Genomic DNA, 15,785 nt, shown 5'->3' with positions numbered 1-15,785 from the left:
TTTACAAAAACTGATCACTCTCCACATACGCATCTATCACACGCTGCTCGCCCTCTTTTCCTTCTATACTGTTACCGTGTTCCATTCCTAAAACTCCTTTGAAACCACGACTGTGTATGTATTTAAATACATTTTTGTAGTTAATCTCACCAGAGGTAGGCTCATTGCGTCCTGGGTTATCTCCTATCTGGAAATAAGCAATCTCGTCCCAGCATTGTTCTATATTTGGGATTAAATTTCCTTCTTGAATTTGCTGGTGGTAGATGTCAAAAAGAATCTTGCACGACGAACTATTTACAGCTTTACAAATTTGATATGCTTGTGGTGACTTAGATAAAAAGAGTCCTGGGTGATTTCTAAAATTGAGTGGCTCCAGCACCATCACAATGCCGTGCGGTTCTAGTAAGGCGCTTGCTTGTCTAAGGCTCTCTACTACATTTGCCGTCTGAAAATCAATATTCTGACGCAAGTCTACGTGACCAGGTACCACGGTCATCCATTTTGCATTTACACGTTTTGCTACCTCAATAGAGCTCTTAATATCTGCCAGAAACTCCTCACGCCATTCTTGTTTTCCGCTCGCTAGGTTTGGCTTTGTCCAGTGTATTTTATGAGCCACAAAAACGCCCATAGTAAGACCACGCCTACGCATCACCTCTGCTATTGCTTCTTGTTCGTCAATGGGGCGATTGCGCATCTCATTATCTTCAAAGGCGGTAAAGCCTTGATCTGCCATAAAGTTGAGCTGATCTATAACATTTTCGCCAGCGAGCTCTTTAAACATCCCTATGTGCGGGGCATAGTTGAGATTAAAAGTGTGTGGTTCTGTTTCCGCTTTCGCGAAAGCGGAATCTCTCACAACCGCATCCATAGCGTGTATACCTACAGTCCCTAAACCTAAAAAGGAACCCGTGAGAGCTCCTTTTTGTATAAATTTTCTTCTGTCCATATAATTACAGTGAGTATGCTTTTCCTCCTGTTGCTTCCTCTACTGGCAAGCAACCTATTTGCTGTCCCGGAATAGGCTCATAAGCAAGTACGTTTTCTCCTATCTCTTCTGAAGTTTTCCACCCCCAGATAGTCATACCTCTTACGTTTTGTAGTAAACTAAAAGCGCCAGCATCTGGATCTACCTTTACAGTCTTGTCTCTCTGGTATGCTTGGTAATACTCTCCTAGACTTTTATTAAAGACCTCTTCTTGTTCTTTTGAAGCATTTAGATATTTGGCTAGTAGCTTGTCATAATCTTCGGCTTCTGCATCTTCAAAAGTTTTACCAGTTGCATCTTGCAATCTATTTTCTAGCGCATCAAAACCTCCTTTAAGTTGGGCTTGATTTTCTAAAGTAATTACTTCATTCCAGTAGCTATCTATAAATTTATGCACACCTACATCTACAGCTCCTGGTATCGCCTGGTCTGACGGGATGATAAGATCTACAATATGACGAAGCGCTTTACCTTGTGAGTTATTAATAAACACAGGTTCAAACACTGGCCCGTCTGCTTTACAGCTTTGTAATAGGCTTAATACTGTAGGTGTTGCAACGAGCGCCACTCCACCTAATCCTAAGTTCTTTATTAATTGTCTTCTTTTCATCTTATGCTTCTTTTTTAATTTGAGCGGCAGCGTGATTTGCAGCACGTGCACTAAAAGCCATATAAGTAAGTGATGGGTTTACACAACTTGCAGAGGTCATAAACGCTCCATCTGTCACATATACATTAGGTACTGCGTGTAGCTGGTTATTACCATTACAAACAGATGTTTTTGGGTCACGACCCATACGTGCGGTTCCCATCTCGTGTATTCCGTTACCTGGTGCACTTGGGTCATCCATAGTCTGGATATCTTTAAAGCCGGCATTTTTAAGCATATCTTTTGCACTTGCAATCATATCCCTACGCATTTCCCACTCGTTTTCTTTCCACTCTGCATCAAAGTTTACCTTAGGTAATCCCCATTTATCAAGATCATTATAATCTAGGGTCATTTTATTCTCGTGGTAAGGAAGACACTCTCCAAAGCCCATAAGACCTATTGTCCATCCTCCTGGTTCTTGAATTGCTTTTTTAAGTCCTGCGCCATATCCTGCCTCTGCAATTTGAGGTTGATAATCACCACGACCAGCACCACCTTGATAACCGTAACCACGCTTAAAGGTTTTTTGGTCTGTTACTCCTCCTATGTTTCTAAAACGAGGTATGTAAATCCCGTTAGGGCGACGTCCTTTATAATATTTATCTAGATCTCCATCCCACTTTGCAGTAGCTCCCGCTTTAAAGTGGTGATCCATTAAGTTGTGCCCTAGCTCTCCAGAGTCATTACCCATACCATTAGGGAAACGGTCACTCTTAGATTGCATAAGTATACTTGCAGATGCTATAGCAGATGCACAAAGGAAAACGACTTTAGATTTAAACTCTAACTTTTCATTTGTCTCTTGGTCTACCACTTTTACTCCAGTAGCTTTTCCTGTAGCATCATCATATATAACTTCTGTTACGATAGAAAATGGACGTAATGTCATATTTCCTGTACGCTCTGCAGCTGGAAGTGTAGATGAGTTACTTGAGAAATATCCTCCAAAAGGACATCCTCTCATACAGCGATTTCTAAACTGGCAAGCAGAACGACCATCATAGGTTTTTGAACCTGTGATATGCGCCACACGACCTATAGTAAGAAGACGACCGTCTTTATAATTTTCGGCCATATTCTTTTTAAGAACCTCTTCTACACAATTAAGCTCCATAGGAGGAGAAAACTTTCCGTCTGGTAATACATCAAGACCTAATTTTTCTCCAGATACAGAGATATACTCCTCTACCTTATCATACCAAGGTGAGATATCTTTGTAACGTACTGGCCAGTCTACAGCTATGCCTTCTTTTTTATTTGCTTCAAAATCTATATCAGACAGTCTATAACTCTGTCTTCCCCACATAATAGAACGCCCTCCTACGTGGTACCCACGTATCCAGTCAAAACGTTTTGTCTCATTGTACGGGTGATCTACGTCATCTACAAAAAAGTGACGACTATCTGCCTGATGTACGTAACCTGTGCGCGCTTGTTTCTCATAACGAGCTTCAATATCGCGAGGATTACTACCCTTAAATTTATTGTCCCAAGGGTCATTGTGCATTGTAGGATAATCATCAATGTGCTTTACCATACGACCACGCTCTAAAATGAGTGTTTTCATACCGTTTTCACATAATTCTTTTGCTGCCCATCCTCCGGAGATTCCTGAGCCTACGACGATTGCGTCGTACATTTCGTTTTCGTTAGCTGTATTCACCATAAAATGTATTAATGAAAATTTATTGGGATATAGGTTACCAAATATATAAATTTTAAGTTGTTTTTTGTGAATATCTAAAAAAGACTACCTTAGTCAAACACTAGATTTAACAGTAAATGACAGGCGAAAACGTTATAGTTCTAGTCTTATTTAAAATTCATCTTATGAAAAATTATTTGTTAGGCGCTTTTTTATGCGCTTTTGTACTTATTTCTTGTAAAGAAGAGGTAAAAAAAGAAGAGAATTCCGCTTTCGCGAAAGCGGAAAAAGAAGTTTCTAAAGAAAATATGCCCTCTTACAAACATTCCCTCGCTCAATGGTCTCTTCACAAACCGTTTCAAGACGGTACTATGGACCCGATGGAATTCCCGCAAATTGCCAAAGATCTTGGTTTTACCGGAGTAGAATATGTGACACAATTATATCCATTTGTTGCTGAAGTAGGGGCAGGTTATAAAGAACGTGTAATGAAACTTGCAAATAACCTTAATGCTAAGGCAACTGCTGCAGGAATGGATAACGTTCTTATTATGGTTGATCACGCTGGTGAACTAGCAGATCCAGATCCTAAAAAACTAGAAGAAGCTATCGCAAATCACAAAATATGGATGGATGCTGCAAAACTTATGGGAGCACACTCGGTAAGGGCAAATCTCTTTGGAGAGCTAGATCCTGTAAAATGGCACGCACTATCTGTATCATCTCTTAAAGAACTAGGAGCTTACGGTAAAGAAGTAGGCGTAAACGTAATTATAGAAAACCACGGAGGATGGTCTAGTGATGGAGAAAAGCTTGTTGCTGTGATGAAAGAGGTTAATATGGAAACAGTAGGTGTCTTACCAGATTTTGGAAACTTTTGTGTAAAACGTGAAGGTGGAGAACGCTGGGGCGCGCCTTGTGTTTTAGAATATGATACCTATAAAGGAATAGAAGAAATGATGCCGTATGCAAAAGGAGTGTCTGCAAAGTCATATAACTTTGATGAAAATGGTGATGAGACAAAATTAGACTATCAACGATTAATGCAAATCGTTGCCGATAGTGGTTTTGAAGGATATGTGGGTACAGAATATGAAGGACCACTAGAAGACCCAAAAGAAGGTATCGCTCTGACTAAAGCACTAGTTCAAAAATCAATAGACAATCTTAAATAAGCAATATGAAATCAACGACTAAGTTTCAATTATCCCTAATGATGTTTCTCGAGTTTTTTATCTGGGGAGGCTGGTTTGTAACCTTAGGTACCTTTATGGGTAATAACCTAAGCGCCGAAGGAGGAGAAATTGCAGCAGCCTTTTCTACACAATCTTGGGGAGCTATTATAGCACCATTTATTATAGGTCTTATTGCAGATCGATTTTTTAATGCAGAGCGCATTCTGGGAGTATTACATATTATAGGTGCCGTACTTATGTATTTGATGTCACAAGCAACAGATTCGGCTGTGTTTTATCCATATGTTTTAGGGTATATGATTGCTTATATGCCTACACTGGCGCTAGTAAACTCGGTTGCATTTAACCAGATGAAAGACCCATCAAAGGACTTTCCATTCATTCGTGTATGGGGAACCATCGGTTGGATTGTGGCAGGACTATTAATAAGTTTTGCTTTTGGATGGGACTCTCAAGAATCTATCGCTGCAGGTTTACTTAAAAATACATTTGTAATGACTGCTATTGCTTCTGCAGTACTAGGAGTTTTTAGTTTTACACTTCCTAAAACACCACCAAGTGCAAAAGGAGAGAAAGTTGCAATTAAAGATATTTTAGGTCTTGAAGCTTTAGATTTACTTAAGGATAGAAACTTCTTAGTGTTTTTCCTTTCTTCGGTACTTATTTGTATTCCACTTGCCTTTTACTATCAAAATCTAAGTCCGTTCCTAACGGAGTCTGGTGTAGAAAAGTCTACAGCCCTTGCTTCTATAGGTCAAGTATCTGAGGTAGTCTTTATGTTATTACTTCCTTTCTTCTTTAAGAAATTTGGGTTTAAGAAAACTATCCTTGTAGGGATGCTCGCTTGGACATTGCGCTACCTACTGTTTGCTTATGGTAACACGGGAGACCTTTTCTTTATGATTATTACAGGAATTGTTTTACACGGTATTTGCTATGACTTTTTCTTTGTGTCTGGACAGATTTATACAGACAGCAAAGCTGGACCAAAAATTAAAAGTGCCGCTCAAGGACTTATCACACTTGCTACTTACGGTGTAGGTATGCTTGTAGGTTTTTATGTGGCAGGAAAAATAACAGATGCAAACATTGTAGGTGAAGGTCACGACTGGAACTCAGTATGGGTATTCCCAGCGATTTTTGCAGCAGCAGTATTTGTGATTTTTGCACTGTTATTTAAGAGTGAGAAAATAGAATATACGGAGTAGTAGCAAAGTCTTAAAAAGTCTTTCCCCTACCCTAAAGGGCAGACTTTTCTTAGAAAAAACATATTTACTTGATATAATTAAAAAATAAAAACACAACACAATGAGCAATAAAATAAGATGGGGCGTCTTAGGTGGCGGCGGAGATAGTTTAATAGGTGTGTTACACCGCGTGGCGGCAAGTATGTTTGACGCATACCAGCTAGTAGGTGGTTCTTTTAACCCAGATATTGAGATAAGCAAAGAATTTGCTGCTCAAATAGGCATCCCGACAGATCGTATTTACAAAGATCTAACGGAGCTTGTACAAAAGGAAACAGCACTCCCAGCAGACCAGCGTATGCAAGTGGTATCTATACTTACGCCTAACTTCTTGCACTTCCCGATGGCAAAGCAGCTTCTCGAGGCTGGCTTTAACGTGATTTGTGAGAAGCCTATGACGATGACGCACGCAGAGGCGCTAGAGCTTGAGGCTATCCAAAAGAAGAATGGTAACGTCTTTGGGCTTACACATACCTACACAGGCTACCCTATGGTACGCCAGATGAGGGAAATGATAGCAAATGGAGAACTAGGCGAGATACAAAAAGTAGACGCTCAGTATTACCAAGGCTGGATTAATAATCTCATACACGACAAGGAGCAGCGCAATAGCACTTGGCGTTTGATGCCTGAGAAATCTGGAATTTCTTGCTGTCTTGGCGATATAGGCGTTCACGCTTACCAGATGCTAGAGTTTGTGACTGGCAAAAAAATTAAATCTGTACTTGCAGACCTCAACCATCTATATGCAGATAATGAGATGGATATAGACGGTACCGTATTACTACGCCTAGATGAATACACAAAAGGTGTATTGCGATCTAGTCAAATAGCAACAGGTGAGGAGAACAACTTTACCGTAGCTGTTTATGGTACAAAAGCAGGCCTCAAGTGGGAGCAAGAAAACCCTAATTATCTCTATTTACTAGAAGATGGACAACCTATGCGCGTGCTTAAACCAGGCCACGCTTATAACAGTCCGCTATCGCTAGACGGCACAAAACTACCTCCGGGACACCCAGAAGGTATTTTTGACGCGATGGGTAATATCTATAAAGGTGTTGCAAAGGCAATACGTGGAGAAGACTACAATTCGGGCGAGTTTCCGGGTATGACAGATGGTGTACGAGGAATGAATTTTATAGAGAAAGCCGTGCAATCTCATCGTGATGGGAATGTGTGGGTAGACCTAGAGTAGTATAAGTACGCTTTCGCGAAAGCGTAAAAAACAACAATTGAAAAGATTCTCGCCTTTGCGAGAATGAAAAAAATATATCCAATGAAAACAATAAAAGGACCCGCAGTATTTCTCGCCCAGTTTATGGATGACAAAGCACCATTTAATTCGCTAGACGGATTGTGTAAATGGGCAGCAGACCTTGGGTATAAAGGAATACAAATCCCAACTTGGGAAAACCGATTAATTGATCTCACCACAGCTGGAGAGAGTAAAACCTACTGTGATGAGCTTAAGGGTAAAGTAAATGACTATGGGCTTGAGATAACTGAGCTCTCTACACACCTACAAGGGCAACTGGTTGCAGTACATCCTGCTTATGACTTGATGTTTGATAATTTTGCTCCAGACGATTGTAAAAACAATCCAAAGAAGCGTACTGAGTGGGCTCGCAAGCAAGTAATAAGCGCAGCACACGCAAGTAAACACCTAGGTCTTGATGTGAGTGCGACGTTTAGTGGTTCGTTGCTTTGGCATACAATGCACCCTTGGCCACAACGTCCTGCAGGACTTGTTGAGATGGGGTTTGAAGAACTAGCCAAACGCTGGTTACCTATACTCAACACTTATGATGAGTGTGGTGTAGATGTGGCTTATGAGATCCACCCTGGTGAAGATTTACACGACGGAGTGACTTTTGAGCGTTTTCTAGAAGCTACAGGTAATCACAAGCGTTGTAATATTTTATATGACCCAAGTCACTTTGTATTACAGCAACTCGATTATATCGCATACATAGATCACTATCACGAGTTTATAAAGGCCTTTCACGTAAAAGATTCTGAGTTTAAACCAGATGGGAAGCGTGGTACCTTTGGCGGTTATAGTGACTGGCAAGATCGCGCTGGGCGTTACCGCTCTCCGGGAGATGGACAGATAGACTTTAAAACTATTTTTACAAAACTCACAGAATACGGTTGTGACGTTTGGGCAGTGATGGAGTGGGAATGTTGTGTAAAAAGTCCTGAGCAAGGAGCTAGAGAAGGCGCACCTTTTATCGCTTCACATATTATTGAGGCTACACAAAAACGCTTTGATGATTTTGCAGGTGAGGATATTGACAAGGAGCAGTTAAAGAAGATACTTGGACTTTAAAACACAATTATGAAAAGAACATTCTATATCGCAACAGTGGCTTTAATGGCATTTGCTTGTAAAAACGAGACTAAAACCACGGTTGTAGACATTAGGAGCGGAGAAGGCAATACCTTCTCTATAGGCGGTAAAAAAATTGCCGAACCTAGTGATAAAGTTGTTCTTTTTGACGGCTCTAACCTCAACGCTTGGAAAGGATATGGTACAGACGGTATGCACGACAACTGGACCATAGAAGATGGAGCAATGGCTTTTACGCCTGGGGAAGAAGGTGGTAAAAACATCATTACAAAAAACACCTATAAAAACTTTGAACTCAATCTAGAGTGGAAAGTTTCTGAAGGTGGTAACAGTGGCATCTTTTGGGGTGTAAAGGAATCTCCAGAGTTTAAAGAAGCTTATGAAACTGGCCCAGAGATACAAGTGCTAGATGACGAGCGTCACCCAGATGCAAAGGTGGCAAATGGAACGCACAAAGCAGGATCTCTTTATGATATGATAAAACCTGCAGACGGTATGATCAATCCCGCTGGTGAGTGGAATAAAGTAACGCTTTATATCAATCACGATAGCAACCTAGGTAAAGTTAGCCTTAACGGTAAAGAAGCATATACCTTCCCCGTAAATGGCGAAGAGTGGGATGCTATGGTTGCAAAGACTAAGTTTGCAGACTGGAAAGGCTTTGGTAAATATCAAGAAGGTCACATAGGTCTCCAAGATCACGGAGATAAAGTATGGTACCGCAACATTACAATAAAAGAATTATAGATTATGAAATTATACCATTTAGGAATTATCGCAACAGCACTAACCATTACATCTTGCGGCTCAGGAAATGTGGGTAATGAACCTACAAAACCAGAACAAACAGAAGTATGGGGTCCAAAACCTGCAAAGGTTGCCATAAACGGGCAAACCGGTATCCCTAGTGATGCTGTAGTATTGTTTGACGGCACAAACCTCAACGCTTGGAAAAGTAAAAACGACGGCGGCGCTCCTAAGTGGACGATTAATCAAGACGGGAGTATGACCGTAAAAGATAAGACGGGAGATATTGTGACCAAAGAAGACTTCGGGAGTGTGCAATTACACCTAGAATGGCGCAGTGACCCAAACAACACGCAGACTAACCAAAACAGAAGTAATAGTGGTGTGTTTTTTCAAGGCTTATACGAAGTACAAATCTTAAATAACAATGATAATGACACCTATGTAAACGGTATGGTAGGCTCTATTTATAAGCAAAAAGCTCCAGACGTTATGGCTGCAAAGCCTACTGGAGAGTGGAACAGCTATGATATTGTTTTTCACGCGCCAGCGTTTAATGCTGCGGGTAAAAAAACAAAAGCTGCTACAATCACCGTATTTTTAAATGGTGTACTCATACAAGATCACTACGAGATTAAAGGTAGTACAGAATACATAGGTTTCCCAAAAAACAATGCTCACGGTGACGGTCCTATCGTACTGCAAGATCACGGAGATATGAGTGGTGTAGGATATAGAAATATTTGGTTACGTAAATTAGATTAATGAACTTCCCTGCACTCCTTACCACATTTGCCCCAGCACTCATAAGTCTGGCATTATTTATAAATACACGTTACTTTCCGCCATCGCTGGGTAATCCTTTTTTATCAAAAGCTCCAGAATGGTGGATGAGAGATCAAGCCACTTGGGATAAAGCATACTCTTTTCTTGCTCAAAAGTACGGGATAGGCACCATTGCACTTTTTGCTATATGTAGTTGTCTTCTCTTTTTAGAAAGCCCTTATGCCGCATACGGTGGTTACATAGCATTAGTAGCATATGTTGTGCTAGCTAACTACCAGGTGCGCTCTTATATGCAAGAAAAAGTAAAATAGGGTGTGATTACGCTTTCGCGAAAGCGTAAAAAACCACAGTCATTCTTAATTTTTCATTACTTACTGAACCATTATCTTTGCGCTATGATAAAATCAATGACTGGTTTTGGGAAGAGTGTCGTACAGCTTCCCGGAAAAAAGATTACTATCGAGATCAAATCGCTTAACAGCAAAAACCTTGATCTCAATGCACGTATCCCTTCTACATATCGTGAGAAGGAACTCGCACTACGCAATATGGTGGCAAAAGCTCTAGAACGTGGTAAGATAGATGTAGGTCTCTACATAGAAAGCACTGGCGAAAACACCAATACAGCGATTAATGAATCTGTTGTAAACACGTATATGAAACAGCTGTCAAACGCTGTTGCTGGTGAGCCTAGCGAGATAGAGCTACTTAAAATGGCTGTGAGACTTCCCGATGCTCTCAAAACTGAACGTGAAGAACTGGATGAAAATGAGTACAAAGCCATTGTAACTAATCTAGAAGGTGCGCTTAAGGAGATAAACGCTTACAGACTAGACGAGGGTAACTCTCTCAAGACTGAGTTTGAACTGCGCATTAAAAATCTACAGCGTTTACTAGATGAAGTTATCACTCTTGATAAAGATCGTCTTGCAGATGTAAAGGTACGTCTGGAGAAAGCCGTTGCAGATCTCAAGGTCAATCTTGACGAAAATAGGTTTGAGCAAGAGCTTATTTATTACCTAGAGAAATACGACATCACAGAAGAAAAGGTACGTCTTAAAAATCACCTAGATTACTTTACAGAAGCACTAGATTCTGATAACTCTAACGGTAAAAAGCTAGGCTTTATAGGTCAAGAAATAGGTCGTGAGATTAATACCATAGGCTCAAAGTCTAATTATGCACCTATGCAACAGCTAGTGGTGCAAATGAAAGATGAGCTAGAAAAAATAAAAGAGCAAGTATTAAACGTACTCTAATGGGAAAACAACCTGACGCACAAGAACTAAATCACACGGGGAAACTCATTGTTTTTTCGGCGCCTTCTGGTAGTGGTAAAACAACAATTGTAAGACATCTCTTGGGTCAACCAGAGCTCAATCTAGAGTTTAGTATCTCTGCGACTAGTAGAGAACCTCGTGGCACAGAAGTACACGGCACAGATTACTACTTTATATCTCTTAAGGAGTTTAAAAATCATATCAAAGCAGACGACTTTCTAGAATGGGAAGAGGTCTATCGTGACAACTTTTACGGTACACTCTGGAAAGAAGTACAACGTATCTGGGCGATGGGTAAGCACGTTATATTTGATATAGACGTAGTAGGCGGTTTACGCATAAAGAAAAAGTTTCCAGATAAGACACTTGCCGTTTTTGTAAAACCACCTAGTGTAGATGAGCTCAAAATACGTCTTAAAAAACGTAGTACAGAAAGTGAGGATAAAATCAATATGCGTGTTGCAAAAGCCTCTGTAGAGCTTGCCACAGCACCACAATTTGATCATATTATCCTTAATGATAATCTAGAAAAAGCTCTTAAAGAAGCGGTCACACTTGTTACCGATTTTGTAAAATAATAGCGCAATGACATTACAAGATTTTAAAACTAAACTTACCAGCGCACCCACCGAAATTGAGTTTACAGATACAATGGCTGTTATAGAAGCTCTATATACTTTTACACCTAGCTCTTTTAAGAATGGTGACATTCATAATGACGCAGGTGAGAACAATGGCTCTTGTAAGCTGTTTGCATTTGCACAAGAGCAAGGACTAAGTAAAAGTGACACACTACAGTGTTTTGGCGCATATTACAGAGAAGATGTGCTACAAAACCCAAAGGGGACAGATCACCAAAATATTAGAAATTTTATCAAATACGGTTGGGACGGAATTGCCTTTGACACAAACCCGCTCCAAAAGAAATAACTCAAAACTTACTATCCCTTGAAAATAGGTCTATACTTTGGAACTTTTAACCCTATACACATAGGGCATCTTGCTATTGCAAATCATATGGCAGAGTATAGTGATCTAGATAAAATCTGGATGGTTATCACGCCTCACAACCCTTTTAAGAAGAAGAGTAGCCTTCTTAACAATCACCATCGCTACCAGATGGTAATGGAGGCTGTAGAGCATTATGACAAAATCGAGCCAAGTAATATTGAGTTTGACTTACCACAGCCTAACTATACGGTATACACGCTAGCTCATCTAGAAGAAAAGTATCCTCAGCACGAGTTTTGTTTAATAATGGGTGAGGACAACCTTAAAAGCCTTCATAAGTGGAAAAACTATGAAGTTATTTTGGAACGTCACGACATCTATGTATACCCTAGAATCTCTGAAGGTACGGTTGAAACACAGTTTGATAATCACCCAAAGATTCACAAAGTAGACGCTCCTATTATGGAGATTTCTTCTACAATGATACGTAAGGCGATTAAAGAGGGCAAAAACATACGACCGCTACTTCCTCCAGAAGTTTACACCTTTATAGACGAGATGAGTTTTTATAGATAATCCTGATGCCTAAAAGAGATCTCACTGACCAAAATGCAAAAGAAGCCACTTACTACGGGCTTATGATGGTTGTGTCTTTTCTAGTATATTTTATATTAAACAGAGTTATTAAATCAAGTAATGACTTACCTGATTTTTTAACAGGTTTTGCCACGGCAATATTTATTGTTTCCAGTGTCTTTACAATTATAAAATACGTCAAGGCTCGAAAAGAACCTCATAATACTCACCTAGGTAAAGCAAAGCTCTTTGCAGGGCTCGCTGTAGTATTCTGGGTGTTAGTCTTAATGAATATGAGCAAAGAGATTCTGCACATTTTTGGTTCATTAAACTAGATGAATTTATTACATAAAAAAAGAACAAACATTCTAGACTATAGCCCTTCATATTTGTTCTTTTAATTAGTCTATAATCGCGCTTGAGCGCTTTCTTTTATTTCTCTAAGTGAGGAATACGTAATACCTGCCCTGGATAAATTAAATCTACGTCTTTAAGCATAGGCTTATTTGCTTCAAAAATTTGTGGGTACTTCATTGGGTCTCCGTACATCGCTTTTGAGATCTTGCTTAAAGAATCTCCTTTTTCTACCGTATAAAAACGAGCTTCTGGCTCTGGGTTCTCTACAGTAAGTCTATCGTCTACCGTTGCAATACCTGTAGAGTTTCCTACTACAAGGATTACTTTTTCTTTAGTAGCTTGGTCGTGTGCACTACCTGCAACAACAGCAACATCACCATCTATAGATATATCTAGATCATCTACATCTAGACCAAGGTCACTAATAGTTTCTGCCATATTACTTGCTGCTTTTGCATTTTCCATTGCAATCTTTTCTTCTGCAACTGCTGCTGCTTCTGCCGCCTCTTCTTCTTCTGTTTTTCCTATTCCGAATACTTTTGCTCCGGCATTTTTAATAAATGAAAATAATCCCATAATTATAATTTTTAGTTAGTGTTTTTATTGTGTAGTCAATTTACAAAAAAGTAGGTGTTTATACAGTATTGTTAAGAGGAGTTTGGCAATAATAATCTTCTAGTACATTAGTCTTCATTATTATGCATTATATCTATAGAAATAATGCTTTCTTAAAACAGAAAACCCTTACGCTAAGTAACACTTAGGTAAGGGTTTTCCAACTAAATAACCAACCAAAAAATCTTTATGCGTCACACTGTGGTTGTACAGTGATCCTTTTTATTTTAGCGCTTTTGCTTTTTTCGCCTTGAGCGCTTCTATTTCTTTTTTAATTTCTGAAGTCTTCTTACGTAACTTAGGTAAGGTTTTAGACTTCCCATCTTCTGAGGTTCTAAACTCTATATACCCTCTACCTCTAAACTGGTAGGTAGTACCTGTAGTTACTTGATATAACTCTATGGTCTCGTCATCTATAACGGTAAGGTCAAAGAACTCATTGTCTGGAAAATTATAATCTAGTGTTAAAGTTTTTAGGTAAAAATCACCAGGTACATCATCTACATCATAAATCCCATCATAGTCCCAGTATATATTATTTACTGGTGTACCATTACCATCTTCAGAGCTTCTAAAGTTGCCAGAAACCCCTGCTGGTAAAAACTGTAAGTAGTTCTCATTATCAAAAGGATTGATCTCACCTTCTTGACTCGTATATATTTTTTCCCAAGCCTCAAACTCTTGTAAGAAGTAGTGTATGTTATTGTAAAACACTAGGTCATAGTCAAAGGTGTTGCGCTGGTAACCTACCAGTATATATCTCGCTCCTGTAGACGGGTGATATAATTCTATCTCATTACCAGATAACTGGCGTACGTCAAAGCTGTAATCTCCGTCTAAATCGTGATAAGCATCTAGCTCAAAACCAAAGGTATCATAGCTACCTACATCTATCCCAAACCCGGCTCCATTGTACCCTAAACCAGAAAGGTTATTATTTGCAAAGATATTTCCTCCTCTAAAAGAGACTGTAAATGCCTTTTGTAAAAATGGTACAACTATATTTCCAGATGAGGCATCTATATCTACATACCAAATCTCATAATCTGTTAATACTTGATTAAGTGTAGGTCCATTATTAACCTCTACATATGGATCTACTTCTACAATCGCCTCTGTATAACACGAAGTAAACAAAATGGCGACGAGCGCTACTGCAATAAAATGTTTGATCGTTTTCATACTGTTTGTTTTTGGATTCCCTTAACAGTATTCAAACCACGTGCCAAAAATTCAATTAACTCAAAATCAGCTACTTAAATATATTATGTTACTAGATAATTTCAAAGAGTTTACCAGGGAGAGGCCTTATTACTCCTTTTAATTCCATTTGTAATAAGATGCTTGCAATCTTGTAAGTGGGCAATTTACAATTAAGAGCGATGATGTCCATAAGCTCTTTGCCATTGTCTTTTAAGAAGCGCCATACCAGTTTTTCTTCATCTGTAAGTTCTACAAAAAGTTGTTTTTGGATCACGGGAGCTTGTTCTTGCTCTAGTTTCCAGCCCAGTATATAAATAAGATCTGCAGCACTAGTCATAAGATTTGCTCGCTGCTGTTTTATGAGATTATTACAACCTAAGCTCTGCTTATCTTCTGCCCTGCCCGGTACCGCAAACACGTCTCGATTATATCCATTTGCAAAGTCTGCAGTCACAAGAGAGCCTCCTTTTTCTGCAGATTCTATAACGATAGTAGCCTCAGACAGCCCAGCAATAATACGGTTGCGCTGTAAGAAGTTAGTATGTACAAAACTGCTCTTACTCCAGAAGTCTGTAACAAAACCACCATTTGCCTCTACATCGCTCATATACTTAGCGTGCACCTTGGGGTAAATTTGATTAAGCCCGTGAGCCAGTACACCTACATTTTGCAAGCCGTGCTCAATACAGGCTTTATGTGTGGTAATATCTACCCCATAAGCAAAGCCAGAGATAATAAGCGGATTTAAGGGAGCCAAATCTTTAATGAGCTTTTTTATAAAATGCTCCCCATAGGTGGTAATCTTTCTAGTCCCTACAATGCTTATAATTCTTCTATTATTCCAGTTTATGTTTCCTCTAGAAAATAGCAGCACTGGTCCATCTAGACAGTGTTTAAGGCGTTGTGGGTATTGCTCATCTGTAAATGCACAGACGTTTATGTTGTTATCTTGTATGAATTTTAATTCCGCTTTCGCGAAAGCGTGATACTCCTCATTACCAAAAGCTTTAAGTTTATGCTCACCTATACCATCTATCTTAAGCAATGTGCTCTTTTTCTGTTCTAAAACCGCCGTAGCCGAACCAAAGTGCTGAAGCAGTTTTTTTATAGAACCATCACCCAGATTTGGGGTGTATTGTAAGGTAAGAAGTGCGAGTAATTCTTTTTCTGTCATTAATGCTTGAAATTG

The 15,785-nt window shown here is 39.4% G+C and carries 18 protein-coding genes; 12 read left to right on the top strand and 6 right to left on the bottom strand.

Features of this window, described 5'->3' with window-relative positions; all coding sequences use genetic code 11:
* Nucleotide 1: 1 nt before the first annotated feature.
* Genes Q0948_RS06115 through Q0948_RS06105 form a run of 3 tightly spaced genes read right to left on the bottom strand, consistent with a single transcriptional unit; the run spans nucleotide 2 to nucleotide 3,279 of the window.
* Nucleotides 2–949, bottom strand: a complete 948-nt coding sequence (locus Q0948_RS06115; protein ID WP_298349921.1) for a TIM barrel protein — start codon at nucleotides 947–949, stop codon at nucleotides 2–4.
* A gap of 4 nt (nucleotides 950–953) precedes the next feature.
* A complete protein-coding gene (locus Q0948_RS06110) occupies nucleotides 954–1,598 on the bottom strand; it encodes a gluconate 2-dehydrogenase subunit 3 family protein (protein ID WP_298349919.1) in 645 nt (214 codons plus the stop codon).
* Nucleotide 1,599: 1 nt separating this feature from the next.
* A complete protein-coding gene (locus tag Q0948_RS06105; RefSeq protein ID WP_298349917.1) occupies nucleotides 1,600–3,279 on the bottom strand; it encodes a GMC family oxidoreductase in 1,680 nt (559 codons plus the stop codon).
* Nucleotides 3,280–3,470: 191 nt separating this feature from the next.
* Here Q0948_RS06105 and Q0948_RS06100 point away from each other — a divergent pair, with 191 nt between their 5' ends.
* The 12 genes from Q0948_RS06100 to Q0948_RS06045 all read left to right on the top strand — a co-directional run bounded on the left by Q0948_RS06100 (nucleotide 3,471) and on the right by Q0948_RS06045 (nucleotide 12,756).
* Nucleotides 3,471–4,460, top strand: a complete 990-nt coding sequence (locus Q0948_RS06100; protein WP_298349915.1) for a sugar phosphate isomerase/epimerase family protein — start codon at nucleotides 3,471–3,473, stop codon at nucleotides 4,458–4,460.
* Between the two features lie 5 nt (nucleotides 4,461–4,465).
* Nucleotides 4,466–5,689 carry a nucleoside permease gene (locus Q0948_RS06095; protein WP_035335195.1) on the top strand — a complete coding sequence of 408 codons (1,224 nt, stop codon included), beginning with the start codon at nucleotides 4,466–4,468 and terminating at the stop codon, nucleotides 5,687–5,689.
* Between the two features lie 100 nt (nucleotides 5,690–5,789).
* The gene (locus tag Q0948_RS06090) at nucleotides 5,790–6,926 is read left to right on the top strand and encodes a Gfo/Idh/MocA family oxidoreductase (RefSeq protein WP_298349912.1); all 1,137 of its coding nucleotides are present in this window, start codon (nucleotides 5,790–5,792) and stop codon (nucleotides 6,924–6,926) included.
* 81 nt (nucleotides 6,927–7,007) lie between these two features.
* Nucleotides 7,008–8,060 carry a sugar phosphate isomerase/epimerase gene (locus Q0948_RS06085; RefSeq protein ID WP_035335192.1) on the top strand — a complete coding sequence of 351 codons (1,053 nt, stop codon included), beginning with the start codon at nucleotides 7,008–7,010 and terminating at the stop codon, nucleotides 8,058–8,060.
* 9 nt (nucleotides 8,061–8,069) lie between these two features.
* On the top strand, nucleotides 8,070–8,828 hold the full coding sequence (locus tag Q0948_RS06080) for a DUF1080 domain-containing protein (protein ID WP_298349910.1): 759 nt from the start codon (nucleotides 8,070–8,072) through the stop codon (nucleotides 8,826–8,828).
* A gap of 3 nt (nucleotides 8,829–8,831) precedes the next feature.
* On the top strand, nucleotides 8,832–9,593 hold the full coding sequence (locus Q0948_RS06075) for a DUF1080 domain-containing protein (protein ID WP_298349908.1): 762 nt from the start codon (nucleotides 8,832–8,834) through the stop codon (nucleotides 9,591–9,593).
* Nucleotides 9,593–9,925: a hypothetical protein gene (locus Q0948_RS06070; RefSeq protein WP_035326367.1), complete on the top strand. Its 333-nt coding sequence runs from the start codon at nucleotides 9,593–9,595 to the stop codon at nucleotides 9,923–9,925. The genes Q0948_RS06075 and Q0948_RS06070 overlap by 1 nt, the downstream gene beginning before the upstream one ends.
* 84 nt (nucleotides 9,926–10,009) lie before the next feature.
* Entirely contained in the window at nucleotides 10,010–10,873 is an 864-nt protein-coding gene (locus tag Q0948_RS06065) for a YicC/YloC family endoribonuclease (RefSeq protein WP_035335186.1), read from the top strand.
* Nucleotides 10,873–11,472: a guanylate kinase gene (gene gmk, locus Q0948_RS06060; RefSeq protein WP_035335184.1), complete on the top strand. Its 600-nt coding sequence runs from the start codon at nucleotides 10,873–10,875 to the stop codon at nucleotides 11,470–11,472. Before Q0948_RS06065 ends, gmk begins: the two co-directional genes overlap by 1 nt.
* A gap of 7 nt (nucleotides 11,473–11,479) precedes the next feature.
* Complete coding sequence (locus Q0948_RS06055; RefSeq protein ID WP_298349898.1) at nucleotides 11,480–11,824, top strand: HopJ type III effector protein; 345 nt, start codon at nucleotides 11,480–11,482, stop codon at nucleotides 11,822–11,824.
* Nucleotides 11,825–11,842: 18 nt separating this feature from the next.
* Nucleotides 11,843–12,421 carry a nicotinate (nicotinamide) nucleotide adenylyltransferase gene (gene nadD, locus Q0948_RS06050; RefSeq protein WP_298349897.1) on the top strand — a complete coding sequence of 193 codons (579 nt, stop codon included), beginning with the start codon at nucleotides 11,843–11,845 and terminating at the stop codon, nucleotides 12,419–12,421.
* A 5-nt stretch (nucleotides 12,422–12,426) separates the two neighbouring features.
* Nucleotides 12,427–12,756 carry a hypothetical protein gene (locus Q0948_RS06045; RefSeq protein ID WP_298349896.1) on the top strand — a complete coding sequence of 110 codons (330 nt, stop codon included), beginning with the start codon at nucleotides 12,427–12,429 and terminating at the stop codon, nucleotides 12,754–12,756.
* 97 nt (nucleotides 12,757–12,853) lie between these two features.
* Here the strand turns inward: Q0948_RS06045 and lysM are convergent, their stop codons facing one another.
* The 3 genes from lysM to dprA form a co-directional block, all read right to left on the bottom strand.
* A complete protein-coding gene (gene lysM / locus Q0948_RS06040) occupies nucleotides 12,854–13,354 on the bottom strand; it encodes a peptidoglycan-binding protein LysM (protein WP_035326359.1) in 501 nt (166 codons plus the stop codon).
* 261 nt (nucleotides 13,355–13,615) lie between these two features.
* Nucleotides 13,616–14,575 (bottom strand): nicotinic acid mononucleotide adenyltransferase, encoded by a 960-nt coding sequence (locus tag Q0948_RS06035; RefSeq protein ID WP_298349893.1) that lies wholly within the window; start codon nucleotides 14,573–14,575, stop codon nucleotides 13,616–13,618.
* 91 nt (nucleotides 14,576–14,666) lie between these two features.
* Nucleotides 14,667–15,770: a DNA-processing protein DprA gene (gene dprA, locus Q0948_RS06030; RefSeq protein WP_298349891.1), complete on the bottom strand. Its 1,104-nt coding sequence runs from the start codon at nucleotides 15,768–15,770 to the stop codon at nucleotides 14,667–14,669.
* Between the last annotated feature and the right edge of the window lie 15 nt (nucleotides 15,771–15,785).

The organism is uncultured Dokdonia sp., assembly GCF_947496725.1.
Lineage (GTDB): Bacteria > Bacteroidota > Bacteroidia > Flavobacteriales > Flavobacteriaceae > Dokdonia.
Note: the sequence above shows the minus strand (reverse complement) of the source record. Positions and strands in the feature narration are given on the sequence as shown.